Source organism: Pseudoclavibacter sp. CFCC 11306 (assembly GCF_008831235.1).
GTDB lineage: Bacteria > Actinomycetota > Actinomycetes > Actinomycetales > Microbacteriaceae > Pseudoclavibacter_A.
Genome location: NZ_WBKF01000001.1, coordinates 1171463 through 1189067 on the forward strand (window position 1 = coordinate 1171463; position 17605 = coordinate 1189067).

Consider the following 17605-nt stretch of genomic DNA (forward strand, 5'->3'; position numbering starts at 1 on the left):
GCGTACTTACCTATCTTACAGCCTACGGCACGGTGCCGTAACCAGCACCGTGCCGCCAGACCCCAAGCTTTATTCGCCCTTTGACTTCTGGACGATCTCGTCTGCCACGGCGCGAGGCACCTCGGCATACGTCTCGAACTGCATCGAGTACATCGCACGACCCTGGGTCTTCGACCGCAGGTCGCCGACGTAGCCGAACATCTCAGAGAGCGGAACGTTCGCTTTGATGACCTTGACGCCGGTGGCGTCCTCCATCGACTGGATCTGGCCACGACGGGAGTTCAGGTCGCCGATGACATCGCCCATGTACTCCTCGGGCGTGCGCACCTCGACAGCCATGACGGGCTCGAGCAGAACCGGCTTGGCCAGCTTTGCTGCCTCGCGGAAGGCCATCGAACCGGCGATCTTGAACGCCATCTCAGACGAGTCGACGTCGTGGTACTGGCCGTCGAGCAGCGAGGCCTTGACACCGACGACCGGGTAACCGGCGATGATGCCCGACGCCATGGCGTCCTGGATGCCCGCGTCGACTGAGGGGATGTACTCGCGAGGAACGCGTCCACCGGTGACGGCGTTCACGAACTCGTACGTGTTGTCGCCCTCGACCTCCATAGGCTCGAGCTTGATCTGCACCTTGGCGAACTGACCCGAACCACCGGTCTGCTTCTTGTGCGTGTAGTCGTACTTCTCGACGGTCTTGCGAATCGTCTCGCGGTAGGCGACCTGGGGCTTGCCCACGTTCGCCTCGACCTTGAACTCGCGCTTCATGCGGTCGACCAGAATGTCGAGGTGCAGCTCACCCATGCCGCCGATCTCGGTCTGACCGGTCTCGGGGTTGAGGCTGACCTTGAACGTCGGGTCTTCTTCGGCGAGCTTCTGAATCGCGATGCCGAGCTTCTCCTGGTCGGCCTTCGTCTTGGGCTCGATGGCCACGAAGATGACCGGATCCGGGAAGGTCATCGACTCGAGCACGACCGGGTTGTGGATGTCGCTCAGCGTGTCGCCGGTGGTGGTGTCTTTCAGACCGATCGCCGCGTAGATGTGTCCGGCAGTGATCTCTTCGACCGGGTTCTCTTTGTTGGCGTGCATCTGGAAGAGCTTGCCGATGCGCTCTTTGCGCCCCTTGGTCGAGTTGAGCACCTGCTCGCCCGACTTGGCATGCCCCGAGTAGACGCGGATGTAGGTGAGACGACCGTAGAACGGGTGTGCCACGACCTTGAACGCCAGCGCCGCGAACGGCTCGGAGGCCTCAGGCTTGCGAGTGATCTGCTCGTCTTCGTGGCCCGGAACATAGCCGACCATGTCGGGCACGTCGAGCGGCGACGGCAGGTAGTCGACCACCGCGTCGAGCATGGGCTGTACGCCCTTGTTCTTGAACGCCGAGCCGGCGAGCACGGGGTAGGCCTGGCTCGAGATCGTCAGCTTGCGAATGCCTGCCTTGATCTCGGGGATGGTGAGCTCTTCACCGCTGAGGAACTTCTCGAGCAGCGCATCGTCGGTCTCGGCCACGGCCTCGACCAGCTCTTCGCGGTATTTGGCGGCCTTCTCTTTGAGGTCGTCGGGGATCTCTTCGATCTCGTAGTGTGTGCCGAGCTCGACATCGCCGCGCCAGGTCAGGGCACGGTTCTCGACCAGGTCGACGACGCCCTCGAAGGTGCTCTCGGCACCGATCGGCAGCTGAATCACGAGCGGACGAGCACCGAGACGGTCTTTGATCGTCTGCACGGTGTAGTAGAAGTCAGCGCCGAGCTTGTCCATCTTGTTGACGAAGCAGATGCGCGGCACGTCGTACTTGTCAGCCTGACGCCACACGGTCTCAGACTGCGGCTCGACGCCTTCCTTGCCATCGAAGACGGCGACGGCGCCGTCGAGCACGCGCAGCGAACGCTCGACCTCGACGGTGAAGTCGACGTGTCCGGGGGTGTCGATGATGTTGATCTGGTTGTCATGCCAGAAGCACGTGGTCGCGGCAGACGTAATGGTGATGCCGCGCTCCTGCTCCTGATCCATCCAGTCCATCTGAGAAGCGCCATCGTGGGTCTCACCGATCTTGTGGGTGATACCGGTGTAGTACAGGATGCGTTCCGTGGTGGTGGTCTTACCGGCATCGATGTGAGCCATGATGCCGATGTTGCGAACCTTCTTGAGATCCGTGAGCACTTCGAGCGCCACGATGGTTCCTTCCGAGAGAGTGTGTGAAGAGTGTTTGATGTCGAGAGCAATGACCTGTCGGCGGCCGAGACTCCATGCCTCGGCCGCCGACAGCCATGGTCACCAGCGGTAGTGTGCGAAGGCCTTGTTCGACTCGGCCATCTTGTGCGTGTCTTCACGGCGCTTGACCGCGGCACCAAGACCGTTCGACGCATCGAGGATCTCGTTGGTCAGGCGCTCGGTGATGGTCTTCTCGCGGCGGAGGCGAGCGTAGGTCACCAGCCAGCGCAGAGCCAGCGTGTTGGCGCGGTGAGGCTTGACCTCGACCGGCACCTGGTAGGTCGAACCGCCGACGCGGCGTGAACGAACCTCAAGCGTGGGGCGCACGTTGTCGAGCGCCTTCTTCAGCGTGGCGACCGGATCTTCGCCGTTCTTCTCACGCGTGCCTTCGAGAGCGGCGTAGACGATGTTCTCGGCGAGGCCCTTCTTGCCGTCGAGCAGGATCTTGTTGACCAGCTGCGTGACGACGGGAGCGCCGTAGACCGGATCGGCGACGACGGGACGTTTGGGAGCGGGACCCTTACGTGGCATTACTTCTTCTCTCTCTTCGCTCCGTAGCGGCTGCGAGCCTGCTGACGGTCTTTGACTGCCTGGGTGTCGAGCGCACCGCGGACGATCTTGTAACGGACGCCGGGGAGGTCTTTCACACGACCGCCGCGGACGAGCACCATCGAGTGCTCCTGGAGGTTGTGGCCTTCACCCGGGATGTACGCGGTGACCTCGATGCCGTTGCTGAGCTTGACACGTGCGACCTTACGCAGTGCCGAGTTCGGCTTCTTCGGGGTGGTCGTGTACACACGAGTGCACACGCCGCGCTGCTGCGGGTTCGACTTCAGGGCCGGAGCCTTGGTCTTGGTCACCTTCGGCTTGCGCCCCTTGCGAACCAACTGCTGAATTGTTGGCACAACTTCTCCTTGTATTCGTTGCTCTCTACGTCTGACGCGCACTGCGGCGCAAACTCTGTCGAGTCGACATCTTCACGATGCGGCGAGTCCGGCATTCACTGCTGACCCGCGCGAACATCTGAACTCTCTTGGCACACCACTAATGCGCCATCGACTGAGCTTAGTCAATACACCCTAGGCGCGTCAAATGTCGGTCATTTGTCTTTGCCGGTGTGTTTCTTGCCCGACGACTCGTTCTCAGCCCGGTCGACGAGCGTCTGGGCGAAGTCCGGAACATAGATGTTCTCTTCGCGCGGAGGCCGCTCGTAGCCGGCTCGCTCAGGCCGATCGGGAATCACGATCTGCTTCGGCTCCTGCACCGTGTAGGGAATCGAGCTGAGCAGGTGGTGGATCACATTCAGTCTCGAGCGCTTCTTGTCCTCGCTCTCGACCGTGTACCAGTGTGCCTCAGGGATGTCGGTGTGCACGAACATCTCGTCTTTGGCTCGTGAGTAGTCCTCCCACCGAGTGATCGACTGCAGGTCCATGTCAGAGAGCTTCCAGCGACGCATCGGGTCGTTGAGCCTTGAGCGGAACCGCTTCTCCTGCTCCACGTCGCTGACCGAGAACCAGTATTTGAAGAGCAGAATGCCGTCTTCGACGAGCAGTCGCTCGAAGATCGGCGTCTGGTGCAGAAACCGACGGTACTCCTCAGAAGTGCAGAAGCCCATCACGCGTTCGACGCCGGCACGGTTGTACCACGACCGATCGAAGAGCACGATCTCACCGGCGGCGGGCAGATGCTCGATGTAGCGCTGAAAGTACCACTGCGTCTGCTCACGCTCGCTCGGGGCCGGCAGCGCCACCACGCGCGCCGAGCGCGGGTTGAGGTATTCGGTGATGCGCTTGATCGCGGATCCCTTGCCTGCGGCATCACGCCCTTCGAAGATGATCAGCACGCGCGCACCGGTTGTCTTCACCCACTGCTGCAGGTTCACGAGCTCGGCCTGCAGACGACGCAGCTCTGACTCATAGACCTTCTTCGGCAGTTTGCCCTTACTCATTCTTCCCCTTGCTCGTGGCTCTGGTGCGGCGCTGAGAATGCGCCACTGTTCAGTATCCCACCTTGCGCCCGGCGCCGCATGGCCGGGAGGTGCCCGGGTCGATCAGCCGACGACGGTCACACCCAGCCGACCGAGCGCATCCGTCACCGATGCGACGTACCTCCCGGCGGCGGCATCACCGGGATGGATCTGATCACCGGCCAGCTCATCGACGTGGTCTTGGACGGCCGCGTGCCAGTGGGCCACGGCGACCGTCTGCGGATGCTGCGCCGCGACCGACTCCAGCGTCGCGTTGCCGGGCTGCTCCCAGCTGCGCGCCGCGAAGATGTCGACCAGCACGATGCGCCGGTTCGGCCCAGCCCAGGTCACGAGGTCTTCGAGCGCGCTGGCGTCGATGCCTCCGTTGGTACCGGCATGCACGACGAGCACGCGACGATCTGGGTTGTCGGCGAGCAGTTGGCGGGCGGCGTGGAAGGTGTCTCCGCTCTGCCTGGCCACCTGAGCGTCGATAAGGATGCCTGGGTAGCTCTGGCTGATCTGACGCGCGCTGGCGAGCATCACCGAGTCTCCGGCGGCGATCATGTCGGTGCCGTGGATCTGCGCGATGGGCTGTGTCGAGGGGAAGAGCGGCTCGGCTGGCGGCGCACCGTGAGGATCGATCGCAGGCGCCTTCGCCGAAGCGGCATTGGCGTATACGGCTCCGTCCTCCACATACTGCTGGGCCGTCGACCGATCGGGCGCGCTGATCAGAGAGACGACGCAGAGCACGCTGACGATCGCCGCCGCACCGATCGGCACGACGTGCCGACGCATCCCCCCAGTCTCGACCAGGCGGGCATGCACAGCTTTGACGGCCTGTCGAAAGCCGAGCCGCAGAATCGGCTGCTCGACGTAGCGGTAGCTGAGCCAGCTGGCGAGCGTCGTCAGGCAGAGGCTGATCACGACGACCAGTGCGGTGGGCAGCGGCTCTCCCCTGCCGCCGACGAGATGACGCACCATGATGATGACCGGCCAGTGCCACAGATACATGCCGTACGACAGACGGCCGATCAGGCGGCACGGGGCCGTCTGCAGCACCTTGGTGACGACCGATCGCTGGTCGCCGAGCGTGGCGATGACGACCACGACGAGCGCTGAGACCAAGAAGATGCCACCTTGATAGGTGAACGGGAGCTGGTCGCCGAGCAGCGCGAAGGCGACGCCGAGCACAGCGAGCGATACGAGCGCGATGACGTTGACGGCGCCTGCCGCCAGCGGACGCTTCGCACCGAGCTGGCCGAGCCCTCTGGTGCTGTAGAGGGGGCGCGCGAAGGCGAACGCGGCTCCGAGCATCAGTCCGAAGAGGTGAGTGTGTGTGCCGAAGTAGACGGGGCTCGGGTCGGCACCGGGAACGTACATGAGCGCCATGCCTGCCCCCGAGGCGATGGCCAATGCGAGGGCCACGGTCACGCGGCCCGCTCGGCGCAGCGCAAGCACACCGAAGAGCAGCAGCGGCCACACCAGGTAGAACTGCTCTTCGATCGCGAGCGACCAGAGATGAACGAAGGCGAGCGGCGTGTCTTTGGCGAAGTATGAGTCGCGTGCGGCGATCGACAGCCAGTTCGAGGTGTAGGTGAACGCGCCGAGAAGCTGCCTGCCGAGCGCGGCGCGCAGGTCGGGTGGAAACAGAGCGAGCGCCGCCGTACAGACGAGCACCATCGCCCAGAGAGCGGGGATCAGCCGCCGAAGGCGCCGCACCCAGAATCTGCCCAGACTGATGCCGTCTCGGTCGTCGTGGTCGCGAACAAGGCCCGAAGTGATGAGAAAGCCGCTGAGCACGAAGAACACGTCGACGCCGAGATATCCGCCCGGCAGCCACGAGGTGTCGAGGTGATAGACGATGACCGCGAGCACGGCGATCGCGCGGAGTCCGTCGAGGGCTCCGAGGCGTCGCCTGGGAGCGGGCTGCGGCTGATCCGCCTCTGGACGCTGGGTCTGAGCCTTCTGACTCTGGGCCTTCTGACCCTGAGCCTTCTGGTTCTGAGTCTTCTGGTTCTGGGCCTTTGGCGATTGGGTCTGCTGAAGGTTGCTCTGCCGGGGGCTGCTCTGCGGCGTCGGCGCTTGAGACGGCGAGACATGAGTCTTCCGCGCTCGGGCAGCGGCTTGCGCTGCCGGCAGCGTCGGGCGCATCGGCGTCTGAGGTGCCGACGGTGTGTGAGGAGCTGGTGGCTGAGCCCGCGGAACAGGCGGCTGTGGCTGTGGGTCCGGGCCCGACAGCAGCTGAGGCTGCGCGGATGCGGTGCGGCTCTTCGCCGGAGCGGGGCGCCAATGCTGCGGTTCGATTCCGTGTCGACGTGCGGGTGCTTTTTCAGGCCCCGTCTTCTGGGCTGGGCTCTTCGTCGAGGATGATTTCGACTCTGCAGACTTCGGCGCCGCGTCAGGTGCTCCGGTCGGCCGTTGGACGCGGCGAGAGGAGGGCTTTCTCACAGGTTTCGCCGGGGTCTGGGACGAAGCAGGAGTGATCGAGGGAGCAGACGGCGGCCGCGATGCCGATGCCGAATGCGCAGTCGCTTGTGCGGCGGAGCTCTGCGTTCCGCTTCGCCGGACGTCAGCCGTGTTCGCCGATCCCCGGTCGGGCGCCTTTGCCGGTGTGCTCTGTTCCCTCTTGGTCATGATCCTCTACAGCGTAGTGCCGAGTTCTCATGGCGTCGGCTGGCGCGACGGGTGTCGGCGTTCTGTCTCCCAGGATGGTCTCCCGGCATCCTTCTTCACACTCCTTGCTGCGCGGCCTGCGCCCGCACCTCGCCGCAGGCGTTCCCGCAGCGACGGCACTGCTGCGACACCGACAGCACTGCCCGGCAAGCAGTGCGCTGATCGTGGCGGCACCATGCCGCACTTGGCTCGACGGCGCTGCAGGACGAATGAGAAGAGCCGAAAGACGAAGAGGGCCGCATGCAGAAGAACTGCATGCGGCCCTCTTCGTCACGGCGCATTACCGAGCCGTCTCAGTCGGGCGCCCGGGATGGGCAGCAGCGACGAGACACCCGATCGAGCCGGTATCGCCTAGTTGTACGTTCCGGGCTCGAAGTTCCCGAAGTCTTCGAGATCGGTGAAGCCCAGATCGCCCTGGCTGAAATCGACCGAATCGTTGAACAGACGGTTCGGGTAGCGCTCGGCACGAGCCTCTTCGGTCGGCTCGACTTTGACGTCGCGGTAGACGTTCAGGCCAGTGCCGGCTGGGATCAGCTTGCCGATGATCACGTTCTCTTTCAGGCCCACCAGCGGGTCGGCCTTGCCATCGAGCGCGGCCTGCGTGAGCACGCGGGTCGTCTCCTGGAAAGAGGCCGCAGACAGCCACGAGTCGGTCGCCAGCGAAGCCTTCGTGATGCCCATGACCTCACGACGGCCGGTTGCCGGCTGCTTCTTCTCGACGACCGTCTGACGGTTGACCTTGTTGTAGGCATCGACGTCGACGACCTCGCCGGGCAGGAAGTTGGTTGCTCCGTGCTCGACGACAGTGACCTTGCGCAGCATCTGCCGCACGATGACCTCGATGTGCTTGTCGTGAATCGGCACACCCTGTGACCGGTAGACGCCCTGCACCCCTTCGACCAGCAGACGCTGGACGGCGCGGATGCCGCTGACGCGCAGAACCTCTTTCGGATCGAGCGAGCCGGCCTGCAGCTGTTCGCCGAGCGAGACGTGCTGCCCCTCTTCGACCAGCAGGTTCGCACGCTTCAGCACCGGGTACACGAACTCGTCGTCACCGTTGTCGGGGGTCACAATGACGCGACGACCCTTCTCGGTGTCTTCGATGTGCACACGACCGTCGGCCTCAGAGATCGGCGACGAGTTCTTCGGGGTACGCGCCTCGAAAAGCTCGGTCACACGAGGAAGACCCTGGGTGATGTCGTCAGCCGAAGCCGATCCGCCGGTGTGGAAGGTGCGCATCGTCAGCTGCGTACCGGGCTCACCGATCGACTGAGCTGCGATGATGCCCACGGCCTCGCCGATGTCGGCGAGCTTACCGGTGGCCAGCGAACGACCGTAGCAGGCCTGGCAGACACCGACCGCAGACTCACAGGTCAGCACTGAGCGAACCTTGACCTGCGTGATGCCGGCCTGGATCAGCTCGTCGATCAGCACGTCGCCGACGTCAGCGCCACGCTTGGCGACCACCGTTCCGTCAGCCGCAACGGCATCCGTCGCCAGCGTGCGCGAGTACACCGAGTTCTCGACGTTCTCGTCACGCACCAGCGTGCCGTCGACGTCATTGGCAATGGTGACGTCGATGCCCTTCTTCGTGCCGCAGTCGGCCTCGCGGATGATGACGTCCTGTGCCACGTCGACCAGACGACGAGTCAGGTAGCCCGAGTCAGCCGTTCGCAGAGCGGTGTCGGCGAGGCCCTTTCGAGCGCCGTGCGTGGCGATGAAGTACTCGAGGTTCGACAGGCCCTCACGGTAGCTCGAGAGAATCGGGCGGGGGTAGATATCACCCTTCGCGTCGTTCACCAGACCACGGATGCCTGCGATGTTACGGATCTGCAGCCAGTTGCCTCGTGCACCCGAGGTGACCATGCGGTTGATGTTGTTCTCGCGCGGGAACGAGGCCTTCATCGCGTCGGCCACCTTGTCGGTCGCCTCCGTCCACACCTTGATCAGATCGGCGCGACGCTCCATCTCGGTCGTCAGACCCAGATCGAACTGCTCCTGAACCTCTGTCGCCTTCTTCTCGTACTCGGCGATGATCTTCGGCTTCTCGGCCGGAGTCACCACGTCGCTCAGCGCCACGGTGACGCCCGAACGAGCGGCCCAGTGGAAGCCGGCGTCTTTGATCTTGTCGAGGGTCTCGGCGACGATCACCTTCGGGTAGCGCTCAGCGAGGTTCGTGACGATCTGCGCCAGCTCGCCCTTGCCCGCCTGTGCCTCGAAGTAGGGGTAGTCGTCGGGCAGCAGCTCGTTGAAGATCGCGCGCCCCAGCGTGGTCTCGAGCAGGAACGGCTTGTCGGCCTCGAAGCCCTCCGGCTCCTTCCCCGGCTCGAACGCGATGTTCTCGAGGCGGATGTGCACCTTGGCGTGCAGATCGAGGTCGCCGAGGTCGCGGGCCAGGATGGCCTCCGAGATCGACGAGTAGTAACGTCCCTCGCCGGCAGCGCCCTCGATGTGATCTGTCAGCGTGAACAGGCCGATGACCATGTCCTGTGAGGGCAGGGTGACCGGGCGGCCGTCTGACGGCTTGAGGATGTTGTTGCTCGAGAGCATCAGGATGCGAGCCTCAGCCTGCGCCTCGACGCTCAGCGGCAGGTGCACGGCCATCTGGTCACCGTCGAAGTCGGCGTTGAAGGCCGAGCAGACGAGCGGGTGCAGCTGGATGGCCTTGCCCTCGACGAGCAGCGGCTCGAACGCCTGGATGCCCAGACGGTGCAGCGTAGGTGCGCGGTTCAGCAGCACCGGCCGATCTTTGATGATCTCTTCGAGAACATCCCAGACGTCGGGGTTCGAACGCTCGACTTTGCGCTTCGCGGCCTTGATGTTCTGCGCGTAGCCCAGCTCGATCAGACGCTTGATGACGAACGGCTTGAACAGCTCGAGCGCCATCTCTTTCGGCAGACCGCACTGGTGCAGCTTCAGCTGCGGGCCGACCACGATGACCGAACGGCCCGAGTAGTCGACGCGCTTGCCCAGCAGGTTCTGACGGAAACGCCCCTGCTTGCCCTTGAGCATGTCGCTCAGTGACTTGAGGGCGCGGTTGCCGGTGCCGGTGACCGGGCGGCCGCGGCGGCCGTTGTCGAACAGTGCGTCGACGGCCTCCTGCAGCATGCGCTTCTCGTTGTTCACGATGATCTCGGGAGCACCGAGGTCGAGCAGACGACGCAGACGGTTGTTGCGGTTGATCACGCGACGGTAGAGGTCGTTGAGATCTGATGTCGCGAAGCGACCGCCGTCGAGCTGGACCATCGGACGCAGCTCCGGCGGGATCACCGGAACCACGTCGAGCACCATCGATGCGGGCGACGTGCCGGTGTGCAGGAACGAGCTGACCACCTTGAGTCGCTTGATGGCGCGGATCTTCTTCTGGCCGCGGCCCTCTTCGATCTGCAGACGCAGGCTCTCGGCCTCGGACTCGAGGTCGAAGTCCTGCAGACGACGCTGGATCGCCTCGGCGCCCATGTGCCCCTCGAAGTACTCGCCGAAGCGGTCTTCGAGCTCGTGGTACACGGCGTCTTCGGGAAGGAGCTGACCGACCTTGAGGTTGCGGAAGACCTCCCAAGTCTGGTCGAGTCGAGCGATCTGCTCGTCGAACGACTTGCGGATGCGGGCGATGTCTTTCTCACCGGCATCACGCGTGCGGCGCTTGGCGTCGGCCTTCGCACCCGACTCCTCCTGTGCGGCGAGGTCGTTCTCGAGCTGCTTCATGCGCTCGGCGATCTCGGACTCACGAGCCTGTTCGAGCTCCTGAGCCTCGAGACGAAGCTCGGCCTTAAGAGTGGCCTGGTCTTCGTGACGTCCCTCTTCGTCGATCGAGATGATCATGTAGGCGGCGAAGTAGATGACCTTCTCGAGGTCTTTCGGCGCCATGTCGAGCAGGTAGCCGAGGCGTGAGGGCACGCCCTTGAAGTACCAGATGTGCGTGACGGGGGCGGCCAGATCGATGTGCCCCATGCGCTCACGGCGCACCGAGCTCTTCGTGACCTCGACGCCGCATCGCTCGCACACGACGCCCTTGTAGCGGATGCGCTTGTACTTGCCGCAGGCGCATTCGTAGTCTTTGGTCGGGCCGAAGATCTTCTCGCAGAAGAGGCCGTCTTTCTCAGGCTTCAGCGTGCGGTAGTTGATGGTCTCGGGCTTCTTGACCTCGCCGTGCGACCAGTGACGAATGTCGTCTGCGGTGGCCAGGCCGATCTTCAGCTCATCGAAAGTCGTAGTCTCGAGCACTTTGTCTCTCTTTCTGGAAGTCTCTGTGTGTCTGTTGATCAGCCGGGTCAGATCTCGTCGATCGGACCGTTCTCGAACTGCTTCGAGATGTTGATGCCGAGCTCTTCGACGGCGTTGTAGGCGTCATCCTCGCTGTCGCGCAGGCTGACGGCCTGGCCGGCCGAGTTCAGCACCTCGACGTTCAGGCACAGGGACTGCATCTCTTTGATGAGCACCTTGAACGACTCAGGAATGCCGGGCTCCTGGATGTTCTCGCCCTTGACGATGGCCTCGTACGCCTTCACACGGCCGGTGACATCGTCGGACTTGATCGTGAGCATCTCCTGCAGCGCGTGCGCAGCGCCGTAGGCGTACAGCGCCCAGACCTCCATCTCGCCGAAGCGCTGACCGCCGAACTGCGCCTTACCACCGAGCGGCTGCTGCGTGATCATCGAGTACGGGCCCGTCGAACGCGCGTGGATCTTGTCGTCGACCAGGTGGTGCAGCTTCAGGATGTACATGTAGCCCACCGACACCGGGTCGGGGAACGGCTCGCCGGAACGACCGTCGAACAGCTGGACCTTGCCGTTGTGGTCGATCAGACGATCGCCGTCGCGGTTCGGCAGCGTCGAGTCGAGCAGACCCGAGATCTCGTCTTCGGACGCACCGTCGAAGACCGGCGTGGCGACCTTCGTGTTCGGCTCGGCCTGACGGGCGCGCTCAGGGAGCTCCTTGGCCCACTCGGCGTTGTCGTCGACCTTCCAGCCCTGCTTGGCAGCCCACCCGAGGTGGAGCTCGAGCACCTGACCGAAGTTCATTCGGCCGGGCACGCCCAGCGGGTTCAGGATGATGTCGACCGGCGTGCCATCCGGCAGGAAGGGCATGTCTTCGGCGGGCACGATCTTCGAGATGACGCCCTTGTTGCCGTGACGGCCTGAGAGCTTGTCGCCCTCGGTGATCTTGCGCTTCTGGGCGATGTACACGACCACGCGCTGGTTCACGCCGTTGCCGAGCTCGTCGTCGCCCTCTTCGGCGTCGAACAGACGAACGCCGATGACGGTGCCACGCTCGCCGTGCGGCACCTTCAGCGAGGTGTCGCGAACCTCACGGCTCTTCTCGTTGAAGATGGCGCGCAGCAGACGCTCTTCGGCGCTGAGCTCGGTCTCGCCCTTCGGCGTGACCTTGCCGACGAGGATGTCACCGGGGCGAACCTCGGCACCGATGCGGATGATGCCGCGCTCGTCGAGATCGGCGAGCATGTCCTGCGAGACGTTCGGCAGGTCGCGAGTGATCTCTTCTTTGCCGAGCTTGGTGTCACGAGCGTCGACGTCGTACTCCTCGATGTGGATCGAGGTCAGCGTGTCGTTCTTGACCAGGTTCTGGTTGAGGATGATCGCATCCTCGTAGTTCAGGCCCTCCCACGGCATGAACGCGACCAGCAGGTTCTTGCCGAGTGCGAGCTCGCCGCCCTGCGTGGCGGGGCCGTCGGCGATGACCTGACCGGCCTCGACGCGGTCGCCTTCTCGAACCAGCACGCGGTTGTTGAAGCAGGTGCCCTGGTTGGCACGATCGAACTTGCGCGTCGGGTAGCTGTCGATCCCGCCCTCGTCGTTCTCGACGACGACGAGGTCGGCCGAGACCTCGGTGACCACGCCGCCCTGTGCGGCGGTGATGACGTCACCGGAGTCGACCGCAGTGTAGGCCTCCATGCCGGTGCCGACCAGCGGGCTGTCGCTGCGCAGCAGCGGCACCGCCTGACGCTGCATGTTCGCCCCCATGAGGGCGCGGTGCGCGTCGTCGTGCTCGAGGAACGGAATCAGTGACGTACCGACTGACACCATCTGACGCGGCGAGACGTCGATGTAGTCGACCTGATCGGCCGGCACCAGCTCGACGTCGCCGCCCTTGAGGCGCACCAGCACGCGGTCGCTGATGAAGTTGCCCTGCTCGTCGACGTTCGCGTTGGCCTGCGCGACCACGAACTCGTCTTCGTCAGATGCGGTGAGGTAGTCGATCTGGTCGGTCAGGCGACCGTTCTCGACCTTGCGGTACGGGGTCTCGATGAACCCGAACGAGTTGATGCGGGCGAAGGTCGCCATCGAGCCGATCAGACCGATGTTCGGGCCTTCAGGAGTCTCGATGGGGCACATACGGCCGTAGTGCGAGGGGTGCACGTCTCGCACCTCGACGCCGGCGCGCTCACGTGACAGACCGCCTGGGCCCAGCGCCGAAAGACGACGCTTGTGCGTGACGCCGGCCAGCGGGTTGTTCTGGTCCATGAACTGCGACAGCTGGCTGGTTCCGAAGAACTCCTTGATCGCAGCGACGACGGGGCGCACGTTGATCAGAGTCTGCGGCGTGATCGCCTCGGCGTCCTGCGTGGTCATGCGCTCGCGAACGACGCGCTCCATGCGGCTGAGGCCGGTGCGCACCTGGTTCTGAATGAGCTCGCCGACGGCGCGGATGCGACGGTTGCCGAAGTGGTCGATGTCGTCGACGTCGACGGGAATCTCGACCTCTTTGCCCTCGCGCACACCCTCGACCGTCGCCTCGCCGGCGTGCAGCGCGACGAGGTACTTGATGGTCTTGACGATGTCTTCTACGGTCAGCACCGACTGCTGGATCGGCGCATCGATGCCGAGTTTGCGGTCGATCTTGTAGCGACCGACCTTGGCGAGGTCGTAGCGCTTGTCGTTGAAGTAGAAGTTGTCGAGCAGGGCTCGGGCCGCCTCGGCGGCAACCTGCTCGCCCGGGCGCAGCTTGCGGTAGATGTCGCGCAGAGCCTCGTCTTTGGTGGCGATGGTGTCTTTCTCGAGCGTCGAGAGAATCGAGTCGTAGCCGGCGAACTCGGCCTGGATGTCTTCGGCGGTCAGCCCCAGAGCCTTGAGGAACACCGTGACCGACTGCTTGCGCTTGCGGTCGATGCGCACGCCGACCTGATCGCGCTTGTCGACCTCGAACTCGAGCCACGCGCCGCGGCTCGGAATCACGCGAGCAGAGAAGACCTCTTTGTCTGAGTTCTTCTCGAACTGGCGCTCGAAGTACACACCGGGCGAACGCACCAGCTGCGAGACGACGACGCGCTCCGAGCCGTTGACGATGAAGGTGCCCTTGCGGGTCATCATCGGGAAGTTGCCCATGAAGACCGTCTGCGTCTTGATCTCGCCGGTCTCGTAGTTCATGAACTCGGCCTCGACGTAGAGCGGGGCCTCGTAGGTCTTGCCGCGCTCCTTGCACTCGTCGATGCTGTAGCGCACCGGCTCGAGCGTGGGGTTGGCGAAGCTGAGGTGCATCTTCTCGAGGTTGTCCTCGATGGGCGAGATCTCTTCGAAGACCGCGTCCAGGCCGCTCTTGACCGGAACGTCGTGACGCCCCGCAGCCTGATCGTCGGCCAGACGCTTCTTCCACCCCTCGTTGCCGATCAGCCAGTCAAAGCTCTCGGTCTGCAGGGCGAGCAGATCGGGAACGTTGATCGGCTCGGTGATTTTGGCGAAGGAGAGGCGCTTGTAATTGCGGCCCTGAGAGTTGACGGTGGTGTTGGATGCGTTGCGCGCAGCAGCCAAGGGATTCCTCCAATAAAGCCTGGTGGGGCTTGTCGTTTCATTGACTTCGACCGCGACTCGCCAGCATCCACACCGATACGACACCTCGACCGGGGATACAATCTGTATCCGCAGCCGACGTGGATCGAGTGCAATGTGACCGCAATATGACACACCACCTGCCCACCGCCATATGCGGGCATGAAGAAGACACCGTCGAGCGCAGAGATTCAGCATACGTCATATAGCACGCGATGTCCAGACCTGCAACACAACCTCGTCTGCACACCCACCCGACGCCCCCATCGCGGCTCTCGACGACCGACGTATACGACGCAGCAGATAAACATGTACGTGTTGTACGATTTCTGCAGCGAGCGCCGGGCACTGATGCGCCGGCCCTGCGAGACGGGGGAACGTCATGATCGCTCAAGCCGGGTTCGGCCATCGCATCCGTTCGCTGCTGCCCGGCAGGCAGGATCTCATCGACGCGCGACGCAGCCCGGGCACCGACCTGCTGGCGGGCGCCACCGTCGCCGTCGTCGCGCTGCCCCTCGCACTCGCCTTCGGCGTCGCCTCGGGCGTCGGCGCCGCTGCGGGCATGACGACCGCCATCATCGCCGGCGTCATCGCCGCGGTCTTCGGCGGCAGCAACCTGCAGGTCACCGGCCCCACCGGAGCGATGACCGTGGTGCTGCTGCCGATCGTGCACCAGCACGGCGTCGGCGGCGTGCTGACCGTCGGGCTGATGGCCGGCGTGATGCTCACAGTCGTCGCCTTCGCCCGCGTCGGACGCTACGTGCAGATGCTGCCCGCCTCGCTGCTCGAGGGCTTCACCGCGGGCATCGCGGTGGTCATCGCCCTGCAGCAGGTGCCCACTGCGCTGGGGGTGCCGGCCGGACAGCATGAGCAGGTCTGGGCCACCGCCGGAGAGGCGCTGATGCGCTGGGCCGCCAAGCCGCACTGGCTCGAGCCGCTCGTCGCGCTGGGCACTGCGGCTGTGATCCTGATCGCCGGCCGACTGCGTCCCGGACTGCCCTGGCCGCTGCTGCTGGTGGCGGTGGTGACGGCTCTCGCCTGGTGGCTGGGACTGCCCACGGCGCGCATCGGCGAGCTGCCGACCGGGCTTCCCGCCCCGAACCATGATTTTCTGCAGTGGGATGCGGTGGCCGGGCTGATCCCCAGCGCTCTGGCCGTCGCGGCGCTGGGAGCACTCGAGAGTCTGCTCAGCGCAAGTGTGGCCGACGGCATGACGGTCGGCGAACAGCACGACCCGGATCGCGAGCTCTTCGGTCAGGGCCTCGCCAACATCGTCGTGCCGTTCTTCGGCGGAGTTCCAGCCACGGCCGCCATCGCACGCACCGCGGTCAACGTTCGTTCCGGGGCCCGGTCACGCACCTCGGCGGTGACGCACTCGCTGATTCTGCTCGGGGTCGTTCTGGTCGCCGGCAGCGTCGTCGCTGCGATCCCGCTGGCCGTGCTGGCCGGCGTGCTGCTCGCGACGTGCGTGAACATGATCTCGCTGGGCAGCATCCGCAGCGTCGTGCGCGCCACCCGCGGAGACGCACTCGTCTTCTTCGCCACTTTCGCGACCACGGTGATCGTCGACGTGATCACGGCCGTCATCGTGGGCTTCGCGCTCGCCTCACTCGTCACGCTCAAGGCGGTGAGCGACGCGACGCAGGCGAAACCGGAGCCGCTCGATCCCGCCGATCACAGCGAGGCCGAACGGGATCTGCTCAGGCAGGCCATCGTGCCGTACCGGCTCGAAGGGGCGCTGTTCTTCGGCGTCGCTCAGCGCTTTCTGATCGACCTGACCGAGGTGAGCGAGGTGCGCGTGGTGATTCTGCGCATGGGGCACCTGAGCACGGTCGACGCCACCGGCGCGCAGGCGATCGGCACCGCTGTGCGACAGCTGCACGATCGAGACGTCGTCGTGCTGCTATCGGCTGTGCGGCCCGAGCACGAGCAGGTGCTGCGCAGCGTCGACGAGCTCGACGCGCTGTGGGCCGACGGCGAGGTCTTCGCGACCACACCTGAGGCCATCACCCGAGCCAAGGCACTGGTGGCCTGAGCTCGGCTCGACGACGGCGCAGGCGCGCAGATCGCCCCAGACACAGAGATGGCGCGGTCACGACGAATCGTGTCCGCGCCATCCGTGTGCACGAGGCACCAGCTGAGTCGCTTCGGCTTAGTTGTAGAGCATGCCGCCGTCGACCAGCAGGGTCTGGCCGGTGACGTAGTCAGCCTTGTCGCTCGCGAAGAACGACACCACGCCGGCGACGTCTTCAGGAGTCTCGATGCGGCCGAGCGCGATCGACTCGACGTTGTCTTTCAGGTTCTCGCCCTTGGCCTTGCCGTTGAGCTTGCCCAGCTCTTCGTCGATGAGATCCCACATGCCGGTGCCGACGATGCCAGGAGCCCAGGCGTTGACGGTGATGTTGCGCGGAGCGAGCTCCTGTGCGGCGACCTGCGTCAGGCCGCGCACGGCGAACTTGGTCGCCGAGTAGGCGCCCAGAATCGGGAAGCCCTTGATGCCGGCGATCGAAGAGGCGTTGATGATCTTGCCCTTCTCCTTGCCCAGCTCGGCGAACTTCTTCTCAGCAGCCTGAATGCCGTAGACGATGCTGAAGACGTTGATGTTGAAGATCTTCTCGAGATCTTCGGTGGTCACGTCGCTCAGCGGCTTGATCTGGGCGATGCCGGCGTTGTTGGCGATGACGTCGAAGCTGCCCAGCTTCTCTGCTGCGGCATCGACGGCGGCGAACACCTGATCGCGCTTCGACACGTCAGCGGCGACGAAGAACGCCTTGCGACCGAGAGCCTCGATCTCTTTGACGACGGCCTCTGCCTTCTCCTGCTGGAAATCCAGATCGGCGACGGCGATGTCGAAGCCGTCCTTGGCCAGCTGCAGTGCGATGCCGCGGCCGATTCCCTGCCCAGCGCCGGTAACGAGCGCAACCTTCTGATCACTCATGGGAGATCCTTCCTCTTCGCGATGTCGTGCAAA

The 17605-nt window shown here is 64.5% G+C and carries 9 protein-coding genes; 1 reads left to right on the top strand and 8 read right to left on the bottom strand.

The genetic code is table 11. The annotated features are described in order from the left end of the window. Positions 1–69 precede the first annotated feature (69 nt). From fusA to F8O09_RS05155, 7 genes are all read right to left on the bottom strand, one after another. Positions 70–2172 (bottom strand): elongation factor G, encoded by a 2103-nt coding sequence (fusA, locus tag F8O09_RS05125; RefSeq protein WP_158030735.1) that lies wholly within the window; start codon positions 2170–2172, stop codon positions 70–72. Positions 2173–2271: 99 nt separating this feature from the next. Further along, a complete protein-coding gene (gene rpsG / locus F8O09_RS05130; protein WP_158030734.1) occupies positions 2272–2742 on the bottom strand; it encodes a 30S ribosomal protein S7 in 471 nt (156 codons plus the stop codon). After that, positions 2742–3116: a 30S ribosomal protein S12 gene (gene rpsL / locus F8O09_RS05135; protein WP_158030733.1), complete on the bottom strand. Its 375-nt coding sequence runs from the start codon at positions 3114–3116 to the stop codon at positions 2742–2744. The genes rpsG and rpsL overlap by 1 nt, the downstream gene beginning before the upstream one ends. Before the next feature lie 194 nt (positions 3117–3310). Continuing rightward, the gene (gene ppk2 / locus F8O09_RS05140) at positions 3311–4159 is read right to left on the bottom strand and encodes a polyphosphate kinase 2 (protein ID WP_158038451.1); all 849 of its coding nucleotides are present in this window, start codon (positions 4157–4159) and stop codon (positions 3311–3313) included. A 102-nt stretch (positions 4160–4261) separates the two neighbouring features. Continuing rightward, a complete protein-coding gene (locus F8O09_RS05145) occupies positions 4262–6328 on the bottom strand; it encodes an acyltransferase family protein (RefSeq protein WP_192497566.1) in 2067 nt (688 codons plus the stop codon). 873 nt (positions 6329–7201) lie between these two features. Beyond that, the gene (locus F8O09_RS05150; RefSeq protein WP_158054157.1) at positions 7202–11074 is read right to left on the bottom strand and encodes a DNA-directed RNA polymerase subunit beta'; all 3873 of its coding nucleotides are present in this window, start codon (positions 11072–11074) and stop codon (positions 7202–7204) included. 47 nt (positions 11075–11121) lie between these two features. Next, positions 11122–14616, bottom strand: a complete 3495-nt coding sequence (locus F8O09_RS05155; RefSeq protein WP_158042363.1) for a DNA-directed RNA polymerase subunit beta — start codon at positions 14614–14616, stop codon at positions 11122–11124. 400 nt (positions 14617–15016) lie between these two features. Between F8O09_RS05155 and F8O09_RS05160 the strand changes: the two genes are divergently transcribed. Further along, a complete protein-coding gene (locus F8O09_RS05160; RefSeq protein WP_158054158.1) occupies positions 15017–16669 on the top strand; it encodes a SulP family inorganic anion transporter in 1653 nt (550 codons plus the stop codon). A gap of 117 nt (positions 16670–16786) precedes the next feature. Here the strand turns inward: F8O09_RS05160 and F8O09_RS05165 are convergent, their stop codons facing one another. Continuing rightward, complete coding sequence (locus F8O09_RS05165; protein WP_158030727.1) at positions 16787–17572, bottom strand: acetoin reductase; 786 nt, start codon at positions 17570–17572, stop codon at positions 16787–16789. Positions 17573–17605: the final 33 nt, after the last annotated feature.

Excerpts from the sequence above, each read along its gene's own strand:
- rpsG (WP_158030734.1), bottom strand. The coding sequence starts at position 2,742 with ATGCCACGTAAGGGTCCCGCTCCCAAACGTCCCGTCGTCGCCGATCCG.
- ppk2 (WP_158038451.1), bottom strand. The coding sequence starts at position 4,159 with ATGAGTAAGGGCAAACTGCCGAAGAAGGTCTATGAGTCAGAGCTGCGT.
- F8O09_RS05145 (WP_192497566.1), bottom strand. The coding sequence starts at position 6,328 with ATGCGCCCGACGCTGCCGGCAGCGCAAGCCGCTGCCCGAGCGCGGAAG.
- F8O09_RS05160 (WP_158054158.1), top strand. The coding sequence starts at position 15,017 with ATGATCGCTCAAGCCGGGTTCGGCCATCGCATCCGTTCGCTGCTGCCC.
- F8O09_RS05165 (WP_158030727.1), bottom strand. The coding sequence starts at position 17,572 with ATGAGTGATCAGAAGGTTGCGCTCGTTACCGGCGCTGGGCAGGGAATC.